Source organism: Segetibacter sp. 3557_3 (assembly GCF_004354985.1).
Classification (GTDB): Bacteria; Bacteroidota; Bacteroidia; order Chitinophagales; family Chitinophagaceae; genus Segetibacter.
Genome location: NZ_SMSK01000014.1, coordinates 55,107 through 77,489 on the forward strand (window position 1 = coordinate 55,107; position 22,383 = coordinate 77,489).

Sequence of the window (22,383 nt, forward strand, 5' to 3'; positions counted from 1 at the left end):
AGCAGGGTTGGTGATCTTAATCAAGCATTTAGGGTCGTTGTTATAAGCAAGATCCTAGATGATTAACCCCTCCCTCAGGCAATATTAAACATGATCAGCTTACCCGGGGTAAGAACCCCTTTAACAAAGTCTTTGAATATGCAGAGGTCTTTTGGTACGCTGTTGGCCTAACAGGTATAAAATGTATTACTATGAAGAAAATTTTTCTAAGCCTTAGTTTAGTTTGTGCAGTTGCACTAAGTACTACTGCGCAGGTGAAGCGCTCAGCTAATCCGGGTGGATTAATTATCAAAGGTGGCGTGAACCTCGCAAATGTTACCAACAGCAGCAATGGTGGTGTAGATGATGCCAATACATTGACTAGTTTTCATGCTGGAGTAGTAGCAGATCTGGCATTATCAGAAGGATTATCGTTACAGCCAGGACTATTGGTTACCGGTAAAGGAACAAAATCAAGTGTTGGTTCCAGCAATGACAGGAACTACTGGCAGGCTACCTCAAACCCAATTTACCTTGAACTACCGGTAAACGTTGTCGGCAAGATACCCCTGGGTAACAAGAGCCTTTTCGTTGGTGCAGGACCTTATGCCGCAATGGGCATAGCAGGTAAAAACAAAACCGAGGGTAAAATACTTGGGGTTGGTTTTAGCAGGGATTCAGACATCAGTTTCAGTGATGACGATCCTACGACTTCGTACGAGGAAAATGCAGGTTTTGGTAAGCTAAAGCGTTTCGACTACGGTCTTAATGTTCTCGGTGGTCTTGATCTTGGTAAGGTAATCATTGGCGCAAACTATGGTTATGGTTTTGCAAAGCTTAACTCAGGTGCAAGCGATCGTGCAAATGACCGGAACAAAAATCGTGTTTTAAGCTTTTCATTAGGTCTTAAATTATAACGCTCTTTCGAAATTCTTCAGCAAGTTTCGTGAAGAAAAAACTAAGCGCAGGCACCTGAAAAGGCCTGCGTTTTTCGTTTCTTGACCCCGACACATAAACATGTGATTCTGCGTTTCCGCATTTGACGTACTCAAAAGTTTCATTTGCTTTGTATCAAGAAAAACGAAAAAAAACATGAAACGCTTATTCGCAGCAATTATAACGCTGACACTCGCAAAATCATCATCTGCTCAATTTGAAGCAAGCAAACAGGTGTTCAATTCACCAGTGTTAAAGACTGAAATTCAAAAACACAAAGTTGTAGCTATCCTGCCTTTTAATGCAACCGTTAGCTATAAAAGGTTGCCGAAGAATTTTGATGCGGCAGCAAACAAAACCGAAGAACAAAGTATGTCGGTAAACATGCAAAGTGGAATGTATACCTACCTGCTTCGCAAGGCAAAAGATTTTACAGTAACCTTCCAGGATGTTGAAAGAACCAATGCACTTCTTAAGCAAAAAGGCATTTACGACAAGTTTAATGAGTTAACACAGGACTCAGTTTGTAAAGTCCTGGGTGTAGATGCTGTTATCAAGTCGAGCTATGCATATGCCAAAACAGGCAGTGAGGGAGGAGCAATCGCCAAAACCATTTTACTTGGTGCAGGCACCGGTAAGGTTGGAAGTGGAGCCCTGACCATGCAAATCAACAATGGCAAAGACGGTGAAATGCTATGGCGCTTTTACAAAGAAATGGATGAAGATGTGACCAGCTCAGCAAACGCCGTAATGGAACGCATGATGCGTAAAGTGGCCCGTAATTTCCCTTACGAAAAATAGTCCCTCATCAAACCTCTTAAGAACGGACCGTCATCGAAAATGACGGTCCTTTTTATTGTACAAATACGGTTGCGTTTAGACAGGTCTCACCTGCATGTCCGCTACTGCTTGTTGGCTAATCGCAGTGGTTCGCTGGTATAAACAAAAAAAAGGCGGGTAAAATACCCGCCTCTATCATTAATTTATTTGTTGTTAGATCAGCATTCTTAACGGTTCTTCAAGCAAGCTCTTGACCGTTTGCAGGAATGCAGCTCCTGATGCGCCGTCTACAACCCTATGGTCGCAGCTAAGCGTAACTTTCATAACGTTACCTGGTACCACCTGGCCGTTTTTAACAACAGGCACCTGTGAGATACCGCCGATCGCAAGAATACATGCATCAGGTGGATTGATAATAGCAGTGAATTCATCTATTCCAAACATACCCAGATTACTGATGGTAAATGTGCTGCCTTCCCAATCTGATGGTTGTAGTTTTTTGTCTTTGGCGCGCTGTGCATAATCTTTTACTTCGGCTGCTATCTGGCTTAATCCTTTCGTATCGGCAAACCTGATAACGGGCACGAGAAGACCTTCATCAACAGCGACCGCAACCCCGATATTTACGTGGTGGTTATACCTGATCTTATCGCCCAACCAACTACTATTTACTTTTGGATGTTGTTTTAATGCAACGGCTACTGCTTTCAACACCATATCGTTGAAGCTGATTTTTACCTTGGATATCTCATTGAGCTTTGCGCGGTTTGCCACAGCACTATCCATATCGATGCTCATGGTAAGGTAAAAGTGCGGTGCGGTAAACTTGCTTTCGGCAAGCCTCCTTGCAATGGTTTTGCGCATTTGGGAAACAGGAACTTCATCGAAGCTCACTTGTCCTGCAGATGCTGCAGCAGCCGCCGGCGCCGGTGTGGCAGCTGGTTTTGCCTCCTGCTGTTTAGGTGCAGGTGCTTCCTGTACAGGTGCTTGCTGTACAGGTGCAGCAGGCGCTTTGAAGTTAGTAATGTCTTCTTTTGTTATTCGACCATTGTCGCCACTTCCTTTTACATATTTAAGATCAACCCCTTTTTCCTCGGCGATTTTCTTTGCTAGTGGAGAGGCGAATATTCGGCCTTCGTTTACCACTGCGGGAGCTGCGGCCTGCTGTGTTTGTTGTACGGGCTGTTCTTTTGGTGTAGCCTCAGCCGCCGGAGCTTCCTGTTGTGCCGGAGCACTTGTTGTTGCCCCCCCTTTTGCTGCTGCAACAATTTCATCAATATTCAATCCTTCCTGACCAATAATACACAGCAGGTCGTTTACCTGGATTTTTTCACCGGGTTGCGCACCCTGGTATAACAGTTTACCATCTTTGTAACTTTCGAGTTCCATGGTGGCCTTATCGGTTTCTATCTCCGCAAGTACATCTCCCTTTTTAACATCATCACCAATGTTCTTGTTCCAGCCGGCGATTACGCCTTCCGTCATGGTGTCGCTTAACCTTGGCATCAGAACCACCTCTTCCATTTTAGAGATATCCACTCCGGAAGATTTGCCGGGAGCCGGTGTAGCTTTTGGTGCTTCCGGTTCAGCAGCTTTTGCCGGAGCGGCTGACTCCTGTGCAGGTGCAGCCTGCGGTTCGGCAGCAACACCATTACTGCCACCGGAATGTTGAGACACCAGTGCAGATACGTCTTCCCCACCCTTTCCTATAATAGCCAGCAAATCGTTTACCTGTAATTTTTGTCCGTCATCAGCACCCCGGTGCAACAACACACCTTCCTGGTAACTCTCAAGTTCCATAGTGGCTTTGTCTGTTTCGATCTCCGCCAGAAGGTCGCCCTTCTTCACTGCGTCACCTACTTTTTTATGCCATGCTGCAATAACACCTTCTGTCATCGTATCGCTTAGCCGGGGCATTAATATCGCTTCTGCCATATTTGTTTTTTATGCTTTTTACCGAACGTTTTTAAAGGTAACGGCACGAAATGCCGCAAAAAATCAAGGACGTGAAATTACAGTAAAATACCTATTCGCAATATGGAGTTTTTATTTTTTGTTGCTCCTGAAAACCAGCTGAAAACGCGTTAAAAGCCAATGTAAGCTCGCTGTAAAAAGCAGACTTTTACAGGCAAACCGTTTCGATTCGAGCACATGTGACAGGGGTATAAGAAGATGAAATTTGGTCCGAACACCTTATTGAAGGTCGTTCAAAAGCGTGTTGGATTGTACGCGTTTTTTGCGCATTACAAGTGGGGTGAGTAGTATATAGGCAATGGCGAGTACGATCAGTAAAAACTTAATTGCAGCAAACATAAAGGTAGATGCGACTACTTCTTTACTGATGTGCCCGTTCAGTGTGCGAAGCATTAAGATGTTTTCAACCACATCAAAAAACCCGGCGATGATTACACCCCTGACCATCCAGTTACCAAATCGCCGCCAAAGGCTATCACCCCGTTTTCTGATCAAAAGCAAAGCAGTATGCAACAATAGGGTATAACAAATAATGAACAGGAAGTCGATAAGTACGTTATTCAATGCGATCGCCAAAACAGGCAGCCAGGTATTGTAAAGACGGGTGGCATTTTCAACCGTTCCGGCAAACTCAAGGTCGAGAATACCCATAGGGGTTTGAGGGGTTTTGAGCAAGACGCCCTGGTATTGCATTACCCCGATCATTACGACGGTGAGCACGGCTGAGATGAAGAGCCTTCTTTTATAGCGCACGTTAGCAGTATACAGTTGTGCTAAAGTTAGCCATCGTTTTAGAGTATTACAACACTTATTCCCCTTTCAGATCTAATATGGGCTAATTCGTAAGGGACAGCACTGTGATACAACATGAAGGTCTCAAGTTCATAGATGAATAGACACCAAACATCTAGCAGCCCACATCAAAAAACCGACGTGATAAAATACCTATTAATAATCCAGCTCCAGCTTCAGCCGGTCTTTTAGTTCTTTTATAAGCGGGTATTGCTCTACAAGTCGCTGGTATTTCTCGCGGGTATTTAGCGGCGCAGCTGTTTGTGTTGCTGTTGATGGAGCATCCTCCAACTCTATTGTAAACCTGATGCTGTTGTTCTGAAACTTCCGGTGCAGGAACTCCAATAGGTTCATTTTCTCCTGCTCGATAAACTTCTTTTCTATTGTTGTAGATACCGTTAAGGTGAAGTTTTGAAAGTCTACCACCCGCTGCCGTGCTATGTTAAAAGCGGTTACATGCGGGTTCTTTGAAGGCTGCCCTTTGAGCAGTTCAGTATATTCCTTTAAAGCATCTTTCAGGCAGCTATCGTCGAGTGATATACATTCTTTAACCTCTTCAGCTTTTGCATTTCCCTGCTTTTCGCGGAGGCTTTGCAGTAAACTCCTTTTTGCACCCGGCGCTGCTGTTTTGGGCTGTTTGGGTGCGACAGCAACAGCAGTAGACGAAAATGCTGAATTCCCGAGTGATTCATTAGACGGGTTGAAAACTGGCTCGGGTGCGGTCCTGGTAACAGCTGGTTGGGGCGGCTGAGCAGGCAGCGGCGGTTCAATATGAAGTTTTGCAGCAGGAAGTGGAGCTGGTGTTTCGGGGGCAAGTATCTGGAGCGATTGCAGCGGAGTGGCCTTATAAGCTACCGGGCCGCTAACCCGCTTTTTTTTTACCAAAGACGCTGTCTGGTTATCAAACGACAGGTCGATGGCTTGTTGAAGAAAAGTAAGTTTTATAAGGGTAAGCTCAACATGCAACTTCTTGTTTCTTGCCATTTTATAATTGATCTCAGCCTCGTTTAGAATATTGAGGGCGCCAACCATAAATGCAGGATGTACCGCTTTGGCAGTTTCAATGTATTTCGATTGCAGACCTTCTACAACATCGAGTAATGCTGCGGCTTTTTCGTTTTTACAAACCAGCAGGTTGCGGATAAATTCAGCAAATCCACCAAGCACCAGGTCGCCTTCGAAACCCTTACGATTTATCTCATCAAAAAGCAACATTGCAGTGGCCATGTCTTCGTTCAGCTGTGCTTCTAACAGCTTAAAAAAATAATCATGGTCAAGAATGTTGAGGTGTTCAAGTGTATTCTGGTAGGTAACTTGGCCGTTTGTAAAGCTTACTATTTTATCGAGGATGCTGAGCGAGTCGCGCATACAGCCTTCGCTTTTTTGAGCAATAACCTGTAGTGCTGCTTTCTCAGCGTGAATTTCTTCTTTATCGGCAATCTCCTGCAGATGCCCAACAGTATCGTTGTTGGTGATTCTTTTAAAATCGAATATCTGGCAACGGCTCAGAATCGTTGGAAGGATCTTGTGTTTTTCCGTGGTTGCAAGAATAAAAATCGCATAAGGTGGGGGTTCTTCAAGCGTTTTAAGAAAAGCATTGAAAGCGCTTGCGCTTAACATGTGCACCTCATCTACAATATACACCTTATACTTGCCCGCCTGTGGCGCAAACCTTACCTGCTCAACCAGTGAACGTATGTCGTCGACGGAATTGTTGCTTGCAGCATCCAGTTCGTGAATGTTCATGGAGGTTCCCTCGTTGAAGGAAACGCATGAATTACAAACGTTGCAGGCTTCGCCTTCTTTTGTCTGGTTTTCGCAGTTGATTGTTTTTGCAAGTATACGGGCACAGGTGGTTTTACCTACACCCCGCGGCCCGCAAAACAAGAAGGCATGGGCGAGTTGCTGGTTACGAATAGCATTTTTGAGGGTGGTAGTAATATGAGCCTGACCAACCACCGTATTGAAATTCTGGGGCCTGTATTTCCTGGCCGAGACGATGAATTTATCCATTTGTACAGCGATCGCCGCTAAAAAGACAGCAGCGTAGGGCTGCAAAATAACAAACTTTGCACAAGAAGGCAGGGCATGTTTTGCACAATTCAACCGCCCCGGTGTGTGTAGTTCTTCTGCCTAAATCGCATGCGTGCCGACAGCCAGGCAAAGCCGCCCCGGCGAGCCACAAAGCTCTGAGTCAGGGCAGATTTAGCCATGCTTTTTGGGGATCGGCAACACCGGATGTAGCAATCTGTTGCGCTGCACGTTGCAGCCTGGCTTCAGAATAGGGTCTAATCGCTGACCCAAATAACCCCATTGAACGGCAGCCTGACGAATAAAAGCTTAGACGTGAGCCAAACAGACGGGTGCAGAAGATTGAACCCCTGTTAAACGGAGCGTCGCAACCACTGTCGCCCATGGTCATCCCGCCGGCCTCAACTAAAGCACCACCTCATGTCGCTGGAAAGGGATGGCTGGATCGAAGATGTAGCGGTAAGTAATCATGCGCCGGCTTTGTGTTCCACCGATTGCCTTATAAATGCCCAGCATCCGGGGGTTCCAATCGCCGGCCCAACCCATTTCGATGAGGTCGTATTTGGCTTCTTTTCGAATAACAAGGGTACCTGAGTAGATCATGAACGCGTCGATGCCCAGGGCCTGGAACTTGGGGACAATGCCAAAGGCTACCCCATTGATTTTACGCGAAGGTTTAAATTTCTTCAGCCAAAGGAACCATAACTTCTGCAGCAATCCGAACCGGCCCTTGAAGTATTTAAAGTACTGGTTGATATCCGGAATGTTGATCCACATGCCTATCGGCTGTTCTTTGTAATAAGCAAACCAGACGAGGCTCTCATCCATGACCGGCTTCATTTTCTTGAAGATCTTCAAAGCCTGTGCAGCGGAAATTTCTTTGCCGGAATCGTGTTGTGCCCAGGCGGCATTGTAGATTTCGGAGAAGTCGCTGGCGTATTTTTCGAGTTTATCTTTTTCGATGTGCCTTGCCGCATAATCGGGTTTGGCCGCAAACTTTGCATGCCGTTCGGGATACTTTTCGCTGAGTGTGCCGTATACCTGTAAGGTGTAGTAAAACTGGTTGTAGAAATTATTGAAGCCATACGCTTCGAACAACTGCTCGTAATAGGGCGGATTGAACGAAATGCCATACATAGGTTCTTTGTTGAAACCTTCGACCATGAGACCCCACCATTTGTCGCGTTCGAGAAAGTTAACGGGTCCATCCATAGCCTGCTTACCTTTTTGTTGGAGCCATTTTTTAGCGGTGTCGAACAACAGGTTTGCGGCGGCCTGGTCGTTTATACAATCGAAAAAACCGATACATCCGGCCGGGAACGTGTCGCCTTTGTTGGTATATTTTTCAGACGTAAATGCGGCAATACGGCCAATGGTTTTACCCTCATCCGATTGAAGAATCCAACGGATTGCTTCACCGTGCCTGAAGGCCTTATTTGTTTTTGGATCAAATACGTCCTCAACCTCTTTTGTAATTGGCTGTATGTATTTGGGATTTGCGCGGTTTAAGCTAACGTTAATCTGTATAAACTCCCTTGCCGTTGAACTATTCCCGACTTCGATCACTTTCATGGTAAACTTTTTTCCTTTTTGTTGGCTGACCCAGAAATGGGAGGTTAAACCGAACCGGAATTGTTCTTTTGCGCTGCACGGCAGGTTTACCACTCTGGAACTCCAGGTAATATAATTTAAGCAGGATGATGAAATACGATATGAGTACCGGACCAAACACAAGACCGGAAATGCCAAAATACTTTATACCCATGATTACACCCAAAACGGTAATAATCGGATGCACATCGGCCATCTTTTTAGCCAGTACAAAACGAACCACGTTGTCGGTAAGGCCAAGCACGATTAATCCCCAGACCAATAAGAAGGAGCCCTGCCAACTGTGGCCCATGGTGAAAAGGTAAACGCTTACCGGCAACCAGACCAATGCAGTACCAATTAGTGGCACAATAGATGAAAATGCGGTAATTACCGCCCAAAAACCGGCTTCGGGAACTCCTGCAATCAGGTAGCCAATGTAGCCGCAAAGCCCCTGTGCAACCGCAATTGCCGGCACGCCGACTGAATTACTAAAGGTGAGGTTGACCAGCTCTTTTCCAAACAATTCGATTTTCTCCCGCTTGAAAGGCAGGTAAAAAACGATTGCAGCCTCCATGCGGTTGATGTTGATGAGCATGAAGTAAAGGAAAAAATACAACATGGTGATGGTACCGAAGAAGTTGAGCCCTTCATTTAGCAATGATGAAATGGCCCCGGTTGCCTTGGCCTTTATGCCTGCAATATTTTCTTCGGTTAGAACGGCGATGTTGAACTGGTGCTGAATTCTATCCTGCAGGGAATGCAGGCTTTGTACCATGAGGTCGGGATTGGCGAGGTAATATTTACCCTTCATGTACAACAGGTAGCTGATGATGAAGATCGGGACCATGATAATGATCACAGAAATAAACATCACGTAAACGGCTGCCGCCGTTCTCTTCCAACCTCTTTTTTTAACGAGCCGGTCCATCAGCCTGCGGCTAAGTATGTAGAAGATTACGGCGCCGAGAAATGCCGTAAAAAATTGGGACAGGCTGTAATACAACAGCAATCCAAAAATGATGATTATGGAAAGGAAAATGTATCGGTTGATCTTTTGGTCGAGGGGCTTTTCCTCCATACTGTATATTTAGCAGCGGTTTGTACGAAATCGGTAAATTTGAAAAGCCCAAATATAACATTGTTTAACAGCTGGGTTTATCAAAAAAATATGTTTCGCATGGCCGGATTTTTATACAACCTCCTGAAGTTCGTTCAATCTAAAGATTCGAAAATGGAAACCGAGAAAACCTTCTTTGAAGACGTGCAACAGAGGGTAGAGCGTTATGTACAAGACAGGCTCCTGTTGGCAAAACTGGAAGCGACTGAAAAGATTGCCGGTGTGGCCCCGAAGATGTTTCTTGTGTTGGCGCTGGCGTTTATTGGCTTCTTTATCGTAATGATTGCAAGCTTTTTGTTGGGCTATTTCTTTAGCTTGTTAACCGGCAGCGTATTCGCGGGCTTTGGGATTATCCTGGGCATATACATCGTAATCTTTTTTGTGATGATATTGTTGTACAAGCGCTACATTAAACAGGCACTCGCTAACATGATCGTTAAAATGATGTTTTCAAAATCAAACGGGGAAGTACACCATGACGCATGACTTATCGCATATTAACAGCCTTGAAACGTTGCGAACAGAAAAGAGGGTGATTCGCAATAGCTTGAACCAGCAGGAGGCTGATCTGAAACGGAAGATGCAGGAATTACCGGCAGAACTCGCCGCGGCGGGCGCAAACACTTTGATACCAAAGATGCTTCGGGGTAAGGTGACTAATACGGCGTTGAAAGGTGGAAAGTTCCTGATCAATAAGTTTTTTGTTGACAGCAATGGTCCGAAACTCTTGTCGGGACCCGGCAAGCCCGGTGTATTATCGGTGGTTAAAAACGTTTTTAAGCTGATCAGGAAAAAATAAGCCCGGCAACAAATTTCTACAGGTTTTCAAGCATGTTTACAACACCTTCTCTTTTGAGAATCAGGTACCCCAGCCGGTCGTTGCTGATACCATCCTTTAAGTGGTAATTAAAGATCAATTGGTCTTCCTGCACGCTCGTCTCGAAAAACTTAAACTGGATATTAGGAAACTGCCTTAACGGCTCGCCGATTTCGTACAGGTGGGTCGATAAGATGAATAATGCATTTTTCATTTTACGCAACCCTTCGATGACTGAAGTGCTGCACTTCATTGCGTCCTGAACATTGGTGCCTTTAAAAAGCTCATCGATAAGAATTAGCCAATTGCGCCCATCGTTGATTTTTACGATCGTCTTTTTGATGCGCTGGACTTCGTTGAAAAAGTAGCTTTCGCCTTTTGTAATGTTATCTTCTACCTGGATGTTACTTAATAAACCATCGAAGATGCTTAATTCAAGACTCGTTGCAGGCACGCCCATACCAATGTGCGCAAGGTACACGGAAACGCCGACGGCCTTGATGAAGGTACTCTTACCTGCCATGTTGGCCCCGGTTAGAAACAAGAAGTTGCGGTCTGGCTGCAGGTCCACATCATACGAAACCGGTTCAGGGATCATCAGGTGAAATAAACCCGTAGCTTTTACGGATGGCGCATTTTCTTTGTTGAAGACGGGGAACACAAAATCCTTCCTGGTACTTGCTACGGCAAAGCTGTAATAGGCGTCGAGCCTGCTGTAGAGCTCGACCAGTTCAAATGCTTCCTGCTTAAAGTTGCGACGAAGAAAGTTTCCGAAAGTGATCACATTTGCCGCGGAAAGTTTCTGCCCTTTATTCCAGGCAAGCATATCACTCACAACCGGCTTGCGCAGCAACATGCTAATCCTTTCGAGCATGTTCCGCAACAAGGGCGGGAGCTCTTCTGTTCCAAAGAGATCAACAATATACTTAAGACCTTTTACGAAGTCGATGAAATGATTGACCGAATATTTAACGAGTGAATAATCAGGCGCGTTCAGGAACCTGTAAGAAAGCGCGTTAAGCGTATTTGCCTGTGCGGGAAGATCGCCAATCGAGGAGTCGTAAAATTTATCGATTACCATTACTGTTCCGTTGGTGATCGTTGCAGGCCATTTGTCGAGCCTGCCGATGATCAGCTGAATGGTCCGCTGTGTTTCCGTGATTTTGGACAACTCACTAAAAGGGTGCGCCAGTAGAAAACGCAGCCATTCCTTTCCCCTGATGGTGGTGGTATAATCCAGGTGGTGTAGCACGGATTGCTCTTCCTCCGAATGAAAAATGGAAAGGTCGTTTAAAGTGGTTTTATCAATCTGCATTCGCGGTAGGGGCTAACCCTGTTTTTATGGCTGATGTGAATGAATGAACAATACTTTGAATAAGTATGCCAGCTTATTTTGTAGAAACCCCGCAATTAGCGTGAGAACTGCAGGCGTTCACCTTTTTGAGATTCATCCCATTGACCGTTTCCATATACGAGATTGCCATTTACAAACGTATGGGTTATCCGGGCGCTCATTGTTGTTTGCTCGAGAGGACTCCAGCCACATTTGTAAAGAATGTTTTCCGGGGTGATGACTTGCTTTGCATTCGGATCAACCATTACGAGGTCGGCATAGTAGCCTTCGCGGATATAGCCCCGATCTTTAATACCAAAACACTCTGCAACTGCATGACTCATTTTACTTACGACCTGACCGATAGATATCCTGCCTTCCTGAACATAGTTGAGCATCATCAAAAGGGTGTGTTGAACGAGGGGGAGTCCGGCATGGGAGTGCTCGTAAAGCGTTTCGGGCACCAGGTCGAGTCCGCCATCGGCATTGCGGAGGTAGCCTTTCTCCTGCAGGGTATGTGGCGCATGATCGGTTGCAATCACATCGAGCCTCCCGTCGAGCAAGGCGGTCCATAAAGCAGAACGGTGATGGGGTGCTTTAATCGCCGGGTTACACTTAATGCGGTTGCCCAGCACTGAATAATCATCACCCGTAAAATGAAGATGGTGCACGCAAACTTCAGCGGTAATCCGCTTCTCATTAAGGGGCAGGGTGGTAAACAGGTCCAGTTCTTTTTCAGTGCTGATGTGCAGAATGTGTAACCGGGTATTGTGCTTTTTTGCGAGCTGAACGGCCTTTAATGAAGATTGGTAGCAAGCCTCCTCGTCTCTTATGATGAGGTGGTCCGCCGGATCCAATAGGCCTTTTCGGGTCTTCAGCGTTTCGTAATTCCTTTTGATGATTGCCTCCTCCTCGCAGTGGGTGGCAATGAGCAAATCGACGCCCGCAAACACCCGTTCAAGACTCTCCGGGTTATCAACCAACAGGTTTCCTGTAGACGAACCCATAAATACCTTGACGCCGCACACCGAGTTTTTCTTATCATTTGTCTTTAGCACCTCCCCGATGTTGTCGTTGCCGGTACCCATGTAAAAAGAGTAATTGGCCAGGGATGACTTTGAAGCGATACTATACTTTTCCTCCAGTAGTTCCTGGGTAAAAACCGGGGGAACGGTATTGGGCATCTCCATAAAACTGGTTACCCCACCTGCAACTGCAGCCTTGGATTCTGTGTAGATGCTTGCTTTGTGGGTAAGGCCAGGCTCCCTGAAATGCACCTGGTCGTCGATTACACCGGGTAATAAAAACTGTTCTTTTCCGTTTATTTCGAGGACTTTCTCTTTAACCTGTATGCCTTGGCCGATTTTTTCGATGCGGCCTTCTTTTATAAATACATCACCGGCTATTGTTCTATTTTCGTTTACTATCCAGATATCTTTAAGGAGGTAGTTCATCAAAATGATTTTTCTTTCGAATTCGTAACCCATGCAAATTATTAAATCCGTATCCAGTGTCTTCATTTTTTTGTTTCCTCTTTGTGTAGTCGCCCAGTCTGGCTATTTGTTGCCGGGAACCAAAGAGCAGCAATTGATCAACAGGCTGGAAATAAAAGCTGGGACAAATGAGCAACTGAACTTTTCGACAATAAGACCCTATAATCGAAAATATGTTGTTCATGAAGTGGAGCTCCTGGATAGTTTGCACGATGCGGGTGATGTTAATGCACCAAAACTTACGGAAACCGATCGGTACAACATCGACAGGTTCCTGATGAACAATAGTGAATGGTCTAAACCAAGAGAATCTTTTAGCAGCAAAAAGCCAATCCTGAAACATTTTTACAAGTCGCCCGGGAACCTGCTGGAAGTAAATAATCCTGATTTCTTCCTGGTTGTTAACCCGCTCATCCAATACCAGCAAACGAAAGAGTCGGGTAATGATCAATTTCTTTTTTACAACAGCCGGGGGTTAACAGCTCGTGGAATGATTGACAAGAAGATCGGCTTCAATATTTATATCACCGATAACCAGGAGCGTAGCCCGAGGTATGTTCAGGAATGGATTACCAGGAACAATGCTGTTCCCGGAGCAGGTTTCTTCAAGCCTTTTATGAGCACTGGCGGAGTTGATTACCTGGATGTACGGGGCACTGTTTCGTTCAGGATTTCGCGGCATGTAGACGCGCAGTTTGGTTATGACCGCAACTTTATCGGGGCGGGTTACCGCAGCCTTTTTTTGAGTGATTTCTCAAACAATGCGGTATTCCTTAAGCTTAACACCCGGGTTTGGAAGTTTCACTACCAAAACCTGTTTATGGAACTGCAGCCACAGTTTGCCACAACCCTTTCTAACGACAACAAGGTGTTGCCACGGAAATATTTCAGGAGTAATTACCTGAGCATCAATCCTACCAAATGGCTAAACCTGGGCCTGTTTGATGCGGTTACTTTTGGACGCAGAAACCGGTTTGACTTCCTTTACCTAACCCCTGTTATGTTCCTGAGGCCAGCTGAACAACAAGCAGGCAGCCCCGATAACGCGATGCTTGGTTTTGATGCCAAAGCAAACATCAGGAAAACGTTGCAGGTATACGGGCAGTTTATTTTTGATGAATTTAAACTAAGCGAGCTGACCACCAACCGGGGCTGGTGGGCAAACAAGTACGGCTACCAGGTAGGTATGAAATACATTGATGCGTTTGGGATAAACAACCTCGACCTGCAGGTGGAAAGCAACAGGGTTCGGCCTTTTACGTATTCGCACTTTGATAGTGCAGCCGACTACACGCATTATAACCAGCCGTTCGCCCATCCTTTAGGAGCAAATTTCCAGGAGTACCTGGCCATTGCACGGTACCAGCCTTTTAAGAAATTGTACCTGCAAGCTAAGCTCATCCATTTCAGGCAGGGACTTGACTCGGGTTCACAGAATTATGGCGCAAATCCAAGACGTGTTTATATCAACAGGCCACAGGGAGACTATGGTTATGTTGTTGGAGGTGGCAACAAGGTCACCAGCAACAACCTGCAACTATTGGCCTCTTACGAAGTGCGTGAAAACCTGTTTTTAGACGCTGTGTTACAAAGAAGAACTTACAATACTGCAATCGGCCGAGATCAAAAAGCCAACATCATTTCTCTAGGGGTAAGGTGGAACATGGCCCGGCGCGATTTCGACTTTTAAGCAGACTGGTTCAAAGACCACAGTCCTCCGGGGAAATCCCTGCTCTGATAATTCTGGTAGTTCAGTTTAGCAATTTATGGACCCGGCTGCAATAATTCTATAGATCATCGTTGCGCCGCGCCCCAACTTGTTAGCGGGTCGTACTCTTGTACCGCAAAGCATTGCGCGGCAACTAAAGTAAACGGCTAATCAAACAACGTCTGCTTAGCACTCACTCAACCTTGCGCTGCTATTTCTCCGACATATAGACGATCACAGGCCATCATCGCGGGGACCCGCTTCTGAGAAAGATGATCAAATGGATGCCGGAACCCGAAGCCGGATCAAATTAAAAAGTTTAATATGGCCGTAGCAATGCAATACTTGCCGAATCGTGCTCTGTTGGCAGCCGCGGCAATACAAAAAGTCTTTAGCAATCCTTAAGTAATAAAATTGAAGGGTTGAACAGTTTAGTCTTCGAGTATAATCGAGAAAACGATCATCCTCGATTGAAGTTTATCGAGAATGTTACTGTACTTAAGGTTGGCATCCCGGCTATGGATGTTTGTAAGTCCGTTGCTGAATTTGAGTTCAGGAGAAAACGTTACAAACGGGAAGTAGAAGTTGAAGCCGATACCCGCCTCAACACCAAAATCATCCCGTTTCAATTTCACCAGGTCCTCTGCATTCCGTGCTGAAGAGTTACTGGCCAGGTCCATGTCGTACTTAACCCCGGCCAACAGGTAGGTGCGGAAATTATTGATCCGATCACTGTTGAACTTAACCTGGAACGGAAAGCTGACAATGGTTGATGGAAGTGTTTTTTTCTCGGTGAGTTGTTCGCCCAATCCCGGGTACTTTAAACTATAGGTAAAATATTTTGCTCCGCCAATGATCAGCTGCGGGTTAGCCCTAAGCGCAAACCTCGGAGACAGTTGAAGGGTACCAAGCAAACCCAAGGCTATTCCCCCGCTACTGCCTGGTTCAGCAGAAAGTACCGAGTCGTCCTGTAAAAATTTGGGATGTTTTGAGGGATGCAGCGACGAGTGATTGTAAGAAATAGACATACCGAAATAATAGGGCCACTGGTCGTGGTTCGGCCTGTTGAGTTCGTGGTACTGGCCAAAAACAGCCAGAGACAAAAAGAGGGACACAAAAAAAACTGAGCTCTGCTGTATTGTACGCCGACGGGCAACGTGCCCTTTACGATCAATCATCTATGAATTTTAATATGCTTTATACAAAATGCGTACAAACTATTCAATAAGCTTTTTTTTGAGGTCCGAAATTAGTGGGCTGATGGCATCCGGCCTAAACCATCGATCTAAGATGCTGTTAATATAACGTACCAAACCAGCAGATTGATATACCGGGAACGTACATCAGGCAGCATCCGTGAATGTTTTATCTTTTTGTTCCGGTATAAATTGAGCAAATCCCCATCGTTAACGGCTTGCAGGTGGTATTGATATAACCTGAATGATCAAGGATTTGAACAAATTGTTGTCCCTCCGGGAACTTAAGCATCGACTCCTTCAGGTATTCATATGCCTCTTTGTTTTTGGCGATCATACTTCCAAAGCCAGGTGCTACAACATTCATATAGAGGTTATATATGCCTTTGAATGCTGCCTGTTTGGGCTTCGAAAATTCAAGCACAACCAGCTTGCCACCCGGCTTTAGTACACGAAGCATTTCCTTCAGTCCTTTTTCCAGGTTCTCAAAATTCCGGACTCCAAAAGCAACGGTTACCGCATCAAATGTGGCATCGTTAAACGGAATACCTTCGCTGTCGCCGCTGATTAACTCTATCCGGTCGTTTGCCCCAAGCTTATCAATTTTCTTGCGCCCGAGTTCAAGCATGCCCTCCGAAATGTCGATCCCGGTAATCTTTTGCGGTTGTAACATTTCAAGGGCAAGGATTGCCACATCACCTGTTCCGGTTGCTACATCCAGCAAACGCTGTGGTTGGATTGACTTCAGTTCTTTTAGCGCCTTTTTACGCCAGCTAACATCAATGCCGGCCGAGAGAAACCGGTTGAGAAAGTCGTACCTGAATGCAATTGTATCAAACATTTTGGCAACCTGCTGCTTCTTTCCCAGCAAGCTGCTTTTATCGGGCACCACTTTGTCATGATCGTAATTTGCCATATGGCGCGAAGATACAACATCGCAAAAAGGTTTTGCGAACGGTAAAGATTGCAGTAGTTCACCTGATTAACTACAGCAGGTGCAGCACTACCAATCTGGTAACTTGTTAAGTACCGCTTGTACTTAATCCGGGCTTGGCTATTCCCCACCCGGGGCGGCAGGTGTTTTTGCCCTTAGTAGCCCATCAACGATAAGGCGGTTTCGCTTATTTGACTTCAGTTCTTTTTTGAGCGCCTTTTTCCGGGCTTTATCAAAAGACCCTGTCTGAAGTTGATCAAGATCGGGTTTGCCGCCGTCAACCCAGCAGGTATACCAAAAATCAGCAATCTGGTTGGAAGACATTATCAATTGGTCGTTGATGGTGCTTTTTAAACTTGCTGCATAAGCTTTAGCAAACTCAGGAGAGTAGTTCTTGTATTCTTTCCCGCGGCGAACCTGTACCCTGTATTTCTGTGAGTCGGTAAACGCTTTTGAAACCTCAATTTCTTTTGCAAATACATCGGGCAACAGCGCACTTGCTGCCTGAAGCGCTCGCATGATCTCTACGGCGGGTTCTTTAAGGTAACGTGCTTTGTGGGTGGAACGAAGGTTATAGTTTCCGATTTCAATTTCCGGGACGGTGCTTTCCCATAAACTGTGCAGGCCCCTTTGGTTCGTAAGCTGCCCATCATAATTTATGGAGGTATGCAACGGAACATGCGCATCAGCAATATAGTGGCCAATGTCTGTCGAATAGTAAATGATACTATCGGCATTCCTGCTCCGGAATGCCTCAGTCAGCTTCTCTTTTGTCATCAGCACCTGGTAGGGTACATAGCCATAGGAGAGCAGGGAATCCTTTGAGAATTTTTCAATTGCTTCCTGCCAGGTAAGCGGCAATTTGTAGGCGGCAGAGTCACCAAATTGTTCCAGGTCGATAAAGTGACGGGTCGCTTCAAGACTATCGGTATTCCGACGCATGTCGGGCCGCGGGGCACTGTCAACCAGGTATTTAATGTTGTTAAAATAAAAACCCCGCATATCTTTAGGCAAGGCGTAAACAGCAAGTTGGTGGGTAGTTCGGTGCACCAGATAGCCCCAACTCACCAGGCTAAAAGCAACTAAGAGAAGGAGTATTGGATGGATTGTTCGTTTCAGCAGGTTCATTTCGCAAGAATACGTGATTATGAAGTTTCAAGGAGAATCGATCGGTAAAATATAATATTGTTGTGCGCTATATTGCTTTGCATTAAACCGCTTATATAATTTATGTGGTGGCAAAAGTTGAAAAGTTACATTTGAAGAATCTTACAACTCCTTATCCATGCACCTTTTAGAACTTAAAAACCTGCAAAAATTTTATGCAACGCAAAAAGCGGTAGACGATATCAGCTTTAGTGTTGAGCAGGGAAGCATATTCGGACTTCTCGGTCCCAATGGCGCCGGCAAAACCACGCTCTTGCGCATGATTACCGGCATATTCTATCCTGATCGTGGTGATATTCTCTTCAACAATAAGAAGTTTGATCCGCTCAACGACATACTTTACATCGGGTATATGCCCGAAGAGCGTGGTTTATACAAGAAAATGAAGATTGGTGAGCAGGCACTCTACCTTGCCCAACTAAAAGGTCTTAGCCGTTCCGATGCGATGACCAAAATAAAGTACTGGTTTCAGCGTATGGGGATGGAGAGCTGGTGGAACAAAAAGGTAGAAGACCTAAGTAAGGGCATGAGCCAGAAACTGCAATTTGTAATTACGGTTTTACATGAACCCAAGCTTATCATACTCGACGAACCCTTCAGCGGCCTTGACCCGGTAAATGCAAACCTGATCAAGGATGAAATTTTTAATCTTGCCCGAAATGGTTCTACCATCATTTTCAGTACCCACCGGATGGAACAGGTAGAAGAGATCTGCGACCATATCGTTTTAGTGAACCAGGGAAAGAAAATCCTCGACGGCACGGTGCAGAACATCAAGCAGGAATTCAAAGAGAATACCTTTAACATCAAGCTGAGCCAGATTCCCGCCGAGATCAACAGCCCCGCCTTCGAGGTTATCCGGCAGGATAGCAATAACCTGACGGTAAAAATTCATGCTGGTCATCGCAGCAACGACGTGTTGCAGTACTTTCTACAGCAGTCAACCATAGAAGGCTTTAATGAAATCCTGCCTTCTCTGAACGAAATATTTATTCATCTTGTGGAAGGCACCAGGGCCACCCGCCAGTTCCAGGCTGTTGAGGCCTGACCCCACTCCCACCTCACTACTAATAACCTTTCCTGTATATGAGTAAAATCTGGCTCGTTATCAAAAGAGAATACCTTAGCCGGGTACGCAAGAAGACTTTTATCCTGTCAACAATCCTCACTCCATTGTTATTTGTGGGTCTGATCGTAGTGGTGACCGTTATCTCTGTAAAAAACGTAGATAAGGAGCGGATCGCGGTAATCGATGAATCCGGTAATTTCCGCGGCCACCTTGAAAACTCAAAAGCAGTCACCTTTGATTTCCCTACGGGGGTCGACAGTACCAATTACGCTGCAAAAGGTTATTCGGCGATCCTGTATACCCCTGCTGAAAACGCCAAAAAATACCGGTTGATTTCCAAAAAGCAAATGGGAATGATTGCCGAGTCGAATGTTGAAAAAACCATTAATCGCGCGCTTGAAGACAACCTGCTGAAACAAACTTATAACATCGATGTGCGGCAGCTTGACTCCATTAGAAAAAATGCGGCCAAAGCCGACATCGACCAGGCCATTAAAGACAAAGGTTCACAGGTACAAAAAGGCAACAGCGGCCTCGCATACGGGATCGGTTATGCAAGCGCCTTCCTGATTTATATAACCCTGTTTATCTACGGCACGATGGTTATGCGCGGGGTTATGGAAGAAAAAACCAATCGTATTGCCGAGGTTATTGTATCGTCAGTTAAACCTTTCCAATTGATGATGGGTAAAATATTGGGTATTGGTGCAGTAGGATTAACCCAATTTCTGATCTGGATCGTTCTTATCATTGGCCTTACTTCGGCGGCAGGTGCGATTTTTTCGCGTGAAACCCTTCAACAGGCACAGGAGGCAAGCCAGCAAATGCAAACGGGCGGTGCCGCAATGGGCTCCAATGCTGCTACGCAATTCAACCAGATCAGGGATACGCTTGGGAGTGCCAACTGGTTATTGATTATCGGTTGCTTCTTATTCTATTTTGTTTTTGGATACCTGTTTTATGCTGCATTGTTCGCAGCTGTAGGCAGTGCAGTAAATGAGGATCCCCAGGATGCCCAGAGTTTGCTGCTGCCCATTATGATGCCGATTGTAATTTCAATTGTAATCATGATCAACGCCATCACCAACCCTGCCGGTGCGCTTGCTACATGGAGTAGCCTTATTCCCTTTTGCTCACCGATAGTTATGATGGCCCGGATTCCGTTTGGCGTGCCGGGCACTGTTCCGTACTGGCAGCTGATCCTGAGCATGCTGTTGCTCGTAGGCGGATTCCTGGTTACAACCTGGCTGAGTGCGAAAATATACCGGGTTGGAATTCTAATGTATGGGAAAAAGGTTACCTGGAAGGAGATGTGGAAATGGACCTTTCGTAAGAACTAAGAGGTGAACTTATTCGCAGGCTAATTGAGACAAAAAAAGCCGTAAAAATTACGACCCTCTTCTATCGGAAACCTGGATGATCCGTTCGCGTTCGGCGGTTCGGTCCCGGTCTCTGGTCTTGCCTTTTGTCATTTCGATATTGATGGCAACAGGTTCGCCATCGTTAACTACCACGTTCGACTTGCCGGCTGTTTTATAGCCTTCCATTTCGCACGTTAGGGTATATGTTCCTGGTAAAACGTTGTTGATGGTGTAATTACCCGTTGAGTCGGACAGAACAATCCGGCTTGCAGGCATATTGGTGGAAGTAAGGGTGATTACCGCTTCATTGAGTGGCATTTTGCGCAAACCCGAGAAAACTGACCCGCGGATGGATGTGGCGGATTGTTGCGCAAACGTTGTTGTAATAAATAAAATGGCTGTAATAACCAGCATGGGTTTACCAAATCTCATGTGCTATGTATTGAGGTTCTTACAAAACTAAACTAAAATCCTGCCAGAACCGATAGTGTCAAGTGGGGTTTACGACAAAAAGATTCATAAAATATCGCGGAAGTTGCACGGGTAAAACCTTAATGCATAATGGAGAGTTGACCAGGCATTGGGTTTCCGTGGTCATTTTTTAACATCAGCCAGCTTATTAACCAAAGTCTATTTCCGTGTTATCGCCTATGTTGAGGCTGCGGCTGAGTCCTTTTACAGAGGCATCGCTGCCGATGAGCGAGTTATCGATCACCACCTCGTACAGATTGGTATAGGATCCAATGATACTCTCCCGCACAATAGAATGCTGAATATTGGTATTCGCCCCGATTGCTACATGCGGGCCGATGATCGCACTCTTAATCTTACAGCCAAGTGCAATGCTTACGGGTGGAATGATGATCGTATCCTCGAACTGGTGCCCGCTTTTGATGTTCCCGCCGGACTTTTTAAGCAGGGTAGCATTACTTTCGAGCAGGGTTTGCTTTTTACCGCAATCGTACCAGTTCTTTACCTTGAGCGCCTTAAACCGGGCACCACGTTTCATCATACAATCAAGCGCGTCGGTTAAGTTGTATTCGCCCCGGCTTTTGATGTTTTCGGTAAACAACAGGTGTATACAACCATACAGTATTTCGGTATCCTTTATCTTATACAATCCAACGAGTGCCATATTGCTCCTCGGAATGGCTGGTTTTTCTACCACGTGGTCAATAAATCCCTGGTCATCGATCTCCGCTACGCCAAAACCCCTTGGATCGTCAACCTTCTTTACCCCTAGCATATTGTAGGGGCTGTTGATCATCTCCTTGATGTCGTATTCGCAGATGGTATCGCCCAGGCAGATAAAAACCTCGTCGTTGCCCACAAGTTCTTTCGCCAGCTCGAGTGCATGCCCTGTTCCCTGGCGATCGCCCTGGTAAACAAATTCGCAGTTGAGGCCGGGGTAGGTTGCACGTACATATTCTTCAATTTTTTCGCCAAGGTATCCGACAATGAAAATGAATTCCTTTAGTCCTGCATCGTGCAACTGGTCTACTATAAAGCTGAGGATTGTTTTGCCTGCAAGGGGTATTAAGGCCTTAGGCTGCGTATAGGTGTGTGGCCTTAGTTTTGCTCCGGCACCGGCCACCGGAATGATAGCTTTCATTAATATTGTACTTTAGTTTTGATGAACCTTTCACTTTCACAAGGCAGGTGACACTTCAAAAAAACGTCGGTTTTAATTTAGCAATAGTATTCATCGGGGGTGTGAAAATAGAATTTTTTACAATAGAGCACCGATTTAAAAATAATGCCTGCAACGCAACCCTGTTGGCCAACCGAAGTGGGCAATTGTTTGCTTAACGGAGGCATTGCAACAAAGTAATTAGCCCATTTAACAACCTGTGTATTAATGCATATGCCGTTGCCCTTATGGGCTCAGCAGCGGTTTGCGGTACAAGTGTGCGACGCAAGAATGAGGCCATGAAAAACCACTGCCCGGCCCAAAAGAATCCTATTGTGTACCCAATTTTCAAGCACACAGTCTCTGCTTGTATGTGGCATACTCCACCCACAAATTATGCGAGATGACCAGTTGCAATACAATGGGGCTTTTGCCATCCGGTAACAAACCCACTCGCTGCCCCGCAACGGCCC

General features: G+C 45.7%; 19 protein-coding genes. 7 read left to right on the forward strand and 12 right to left on the reverse strand.

From position 1 onward, the window contains the following. Positions 1–191 precede the first annotated feature (191 nt). Together EXU57_RS18250 and EXU57_RS18255 are read left to right on the forward strand one after the other, a co-directional pair. Positions 192–896 (forward strand): outer membrane beta-barrel protein, encoded by a 705-nt coding sequence (locus tag EXU57_RS18250; protein ID WP_133269682.1) that lies wholly within the window; start codon positions 192–194, stop codon positions 894–896. Positions 897–1,071: 175 nt separating this feature from the next. After that, complete coding sequence (locus EXU57_RS18255; RefSeq protein WP_133269683.1) at positions 1,072–1,716, forward strand: hypothetical protein; 645 nt, start codon at positions 1,072–1,074, stop codon at positions 1,714–1,716. A 192-nt stretch (positions 1,717–1,908) separates the two neighbouring features. Here the strand turns inward: EXU57_RS18255 and EXU57_RS18260 are convergent, their stop codons facing one another. The 5 genes from EXU57_RS18260 to EXU57_RS18280 form a co-directional block, all read right to left on the reverse strand. Further along, positions 1,909–3,630, reverse strand: coding sequence for a pyruvate dehydrogenase complex dihydrolipoamide acetyltransferase (locus EXU57_RS18260; RefSeq protein ID WP_133269684.1), 1,722 nt, complete (start codon positions 3,628–3,630; stop codon positions 1,909–1,911). Positions 3,631–3,888: 258 nt separating this feature from the next. Beyond that, complete coding sequence (locus EXU57_RS18265) at positions 3,889–4,422, reverse strand: hypothetical protein (RefSeq protein ID WP_133269685.1); 534 nt, start codon at positions 4,420–4,422, stop codon at positions 3,889–3,891. Between the two features lie 195 nt (positions 4,423–4,617). Further along, positions 4,618–6,519, reverse strand: a complete 1,902-nt coding sequence (locus EXU57_RS18270) for a DNA polymerase III subunit gamma/tau (RefSeq protein WP_243745646.1) — start codon at positions 6,517–6,519, stop codon at positions 4,618–4,620. A gap of 378 nt (positions 6,520–6,897) precedes the next feature. Continuing rightward, positions 6,898–8,064: a hypothetical protein gene (locus EXU57_RS18275; RefSeq protein ID WP_133269686.1), complete on the reverse strand. Its 1,167-nt coding sequence runs from the start codon at positions 8,062–8,064 to the stop codon at positions 6,898–6,900. Beyond that, the gene (locus tag EXU57_RS18280; protein ID WP_133269687.1) at positions 8,039–9,163 is read right to left on the reverse strand and encodes an AI-2E family transporter; all 1,125 of its coding nucleotides are present in this window, start codon (positions 9,161–9,163) and stop codon (positions 8,039–8,041) included. Before EXU57_RS18280 ends, EXU57_RS18275 begins: the two co-directional genes overlap by 26 nt. Positions 9,164–9,262: 99 nt before the next feature. Here EXU57_RS18280 and EXU57_RS18285 point away from each other — a divergent pair, with 99 nt between their 5' ends. Continuing rightward, positions 9,263–9,688, forward strand: a complete 426-nt coding sequence (locus EXU57_RS18285; RefSeq protein WP_165958200.1) for a phage holin family protein — start codon at positions 9,263–9,265, stop codon at positions 9,686–9,688. Beyond that, entirely contained in the window at positions 9,678–10,001 is a 324-nt protein-coding gene (locus tag EXU57_RS18290) for a hypothetical protein (protein WP_133269689.1), read from the forward strand. The genes EXU57_RS18285 and EXU57_RS18290 overlap by 11 nt, the downstream gene beginning before the upstream one ends. 16 nt (positions 10,002–10,017) lie before the next feature. Here the strand turns inward: EXU57_RS18290 and EXU57_RS18295 are convergent, their stop codons facing one another. Together EXU57_RS18295 and EXU57_RS18300 are read right to left on the reverse strand one after the other, a co-directional pair. Next, complete coding sequence (locus EXU57_RS18295) at positions 10,018–11,334, reverse strand: MutS-related protein (protein WP_133269690.1); 1,317 nt, start codon at positions 11,332–11,334, stop codon at positions 10,018–10,020. Positions 11,335–11,429: 95 nt separating this feature from the next. Further along, a complete protein-coding gene (locus EXU57_RS18300; RefSeq protein ID WP_243745647.1) occupies positions 11,430–12,806 on the reverse strand; it encodes a dihydroorotase in 1,377 nt (458 codons plus the stop codon). Positions 12,807–12,837: 31 nt separating this feature from the next. On the opposite strand from EXU57_RS18300, the gene EXU57_RS18305 reads away from it, so the two are divergent. Next, positions 12,838–14,535, forward strand: coding sequence for a capsule assembly Wzi family protein (locus EXU57_RS18305; RefSeq protein WP_133269691.1), 1,698 nt, complete (start codon positions 12,838–12,840; stop codon positions 14,533–14,535). 449 nt (positions 14,536–14,984) lie between these two features. On the opposite strand, the gene EXU57_RS18310 is transcribed toward EXU57_RS18305, so the two are convergent. The 3 genes from EXU57_RS18310 to EXU57_RS18320 all read right to left on the reverse strand — a co-directional run bounded on the left by EXU57_RS18310 (position 14,985) and on the right by EXU57_RS18320 (position 17,811). Beyond that, positions 14,985–15,731, reverse strand: coding sequence for an outer membrane beta-barrel protein (locus tag EXU57_RS18310; protein WP_133269692.1), 747 nt, complete (start codon positions 15,729–15,731; stop codon positions 14,985–14,987). Between the two features lie 187 nt (positions 15,732–15,918). Then, positions 15,919–16,665 carry a bifunctional demethylmenaquinone methyltransferase/2-methoxy-6-polyprenyl-1,4-benzoquinol methylase UbiE gene (gene ubiE, locus EXU57_RS18315; RefSeq protein ID WP_133269693.1) on the reverse strand — a complete coding sequence of 249 codons (747 nt, stop codon included), beginning with the start codon at positions 16,663–16,665 and terminating at the stop codon, positions 15,919–15,921. 138 nt (positions 16,666–16,803) lie between these two features. Continuing rightward, positions 16,804–17,811, reverse strand: a complete 1,008-nt coding sequence (locus tag EXU57_RS18320; protein WP_243745648.1) for a zinc dependent phospholipase C family protein — start codon at positions 17,809–17,811, stop codon at positions 16,804–16,806. 157 nt (positions 17,812–17,968) lie between these two features. Here EXU57_RS18320 and EXU57_RS18325 point away from each other — a divergent pair, with 157 nt between their 5' ends. Both EXU57_RS18325 and EXU57_RS18330 read left to right on the forward strand, forming a co-directional pair. Continuing rightward, entirely contained in the window at positions 17,969–18,898 is a 930-nt protein-coding gene (locus tag EXU57_RS18325) for an ABC transporter ATP-binding protein (protein ID WP_133269694.1), read from the forward strand. Between the two features lie 38 nt (positions 18,899–18,936). Continuing rightward, the gene (locus tag EXU57_RS18330; protein ID WP_133269695.1) at positions 18,937–20,259 is read left to right on the forward strand and encodes an ABC transporter permease; all 1,323 of its coding nucleotides are present in this window, start codon (positions 18,937–18,939) and stop codon (positions 20,257–20,259) included. A 48-nt stretch (positions 20,260–20,307) separates the two neighbouring features. Here EXU57_RS18330 and EXU57_RS18335 read toward each other — a convergent pair whose 3' ends face one another. After that, a complete protein-coding gene (locus EXU57_RS18335; RefSeq protein WP_133269696.1) occupies positions 20,308–20,712 on the reverse strand; it encodes a carboxypeptidase-like regulatory domain-containing protein in 405 nt (134 codons plus the stop codon). Positions 20,713–20,899: 187 nt separating this feature from the next. Next, positions 20,900–21,892, reverse strand: a complete 993-nt coding sequence (locus EXU57_RS18340; RefSeq protein WP_133269697.1) for a sugar phosphate nucleotidyltransferase — start codon at positions 21,890–21,892, stop codon at positions 20,900–20,902. Positions 21,893–22,383 lie beyond the last annotated feature (491 nt).

What these genes read in the sequence shown, in the direction of transcription:
- EXU57_RS18280 (WP_133269687.1), bottom strand. Translation starts at nt 9,163, where the DNA reads ATGGAGGAAAAGCCCCTCGACCAAAAGATCAACCGATACATTTTCCTT.
- EXU57_RS18340 (WP_133269697.1), bottom strand. Translation starts at nt 21,892, where the DNA reads ATGAAAGCTATCATTCCGGTGGCCGGTGCCGGAGCAAAACTAAGGCCA.
- EXU57_RS18290 (WP_133269689.1), top strand. Translation starts at nt 9,678, where the DNA reads ATGACGCATGACTTATCGCATATTAACAGCCTTGAAACGTTGCGAACA.
- EXU57_RS18275 (WP_133269686.1), bottom strand. Translation starts at nt 8,064, where the DNA reads ATGAAAGTGATCGAAGTCGGGAATAGTTCAACGGCAAGGGAGTTTATA.
- EXU57_RS18295 (WP_133269690.1), bottom strand. Translation starts at nt 11,334, where the DNA reads ATGCAGATTGATAAAACCACTTTAAACGACCTTTCCATTTTTCATTCG.
- EXU57_RS18320 (WP_243745648.1), bottom strand. Translation starts at nt 17,811, where the DNA reads ATGAACCTGCTGAAACGAACAATCCATCCAATACTCCTTCTCTTAGTT.
- EXU57_RS18260 (WP_133269684.1), bottom strand. Translation starts at nt 3,630, where the DNA reads ATGGCAGAAGCGATATTAATGCCCCGGCTAAGCGATACGATGACAGAA.
- EXU57_RS18325 (WP_133269694.1), top strand. Translation starts at nt 17,969, where the DNA reads ATGCACCTTTTAGAACTTAAAAACCTGCAAAAATTTTATGCAACGCAA.
- EXU57_RS18305 (WP_133269691.1), top strand. Translation starts at nt 12,838, where the DNA reads ATGCAAATTATTAAATCCGTATCCAGTGTCTTCATTTTTTTGTTTCCT.
- EXU57_RS18285 (WP_165958200.1), top strand. Translation starts at nt 9,263, where the DNA reads ATGGCCGGATTTTTATACAACCTCCTGAAGTTCGTTCAATCTAAAGAT.
- EXU57_RS18250 (WP_133269682.1), top strand. Translation starts at nt 192, where the DNA reads ATGAAGAAAATTTTTCTAAGCCTTAGTTTAGTTTGTGCAGTTGCACTA.
- EXU57_RS18335 (WP_133269696.1), bottom strand. Translation starts at nt 20,712, where the DNA reads ATGAGATTTGGTAAACCCATGCTGGTTATTACAGCCATTTTATTTATT.
- EXU57_RS18310 (WP_133269692.1), bottom strand. Translation starts at nt 15,731, where the DNA reads ATGATTGATCGTAAAGGGCACGTTGCCCGTCGGCGTACAATACAGCAG.
- EXU57_RS18255 (WP_133269683.1), top strand. Translation starts at nt 1,072, where the DNA reads ATGAAACGCTTATTCGCAGCAATTATAACGCTGACACTCGCAAAATCA.
- EXU57_RS18330 (WP_133269695.1), top strand. Translation starts at nt 18,937, where the DNA reads ATGAGTAAAATCTGGCTCGTTATCAAAAGAGAATACCTTAGCCGGGTA.
- ubiE (WP_133269693.1), bottom strand. Translation starts at nt 16,665, where the DNA reads ATGGCAAATTACGATCATGACAAAGTGGTGCCCGATAAAAGCAGCTTG.
- EXU57_RS18300 (WP_243745647.1), bottom strand. Translation starts at nt 12,806, where the DNA reads ATGAACTACCTCCTTAAAGATATCTGGATAGTAAACGAAAATAGAACA.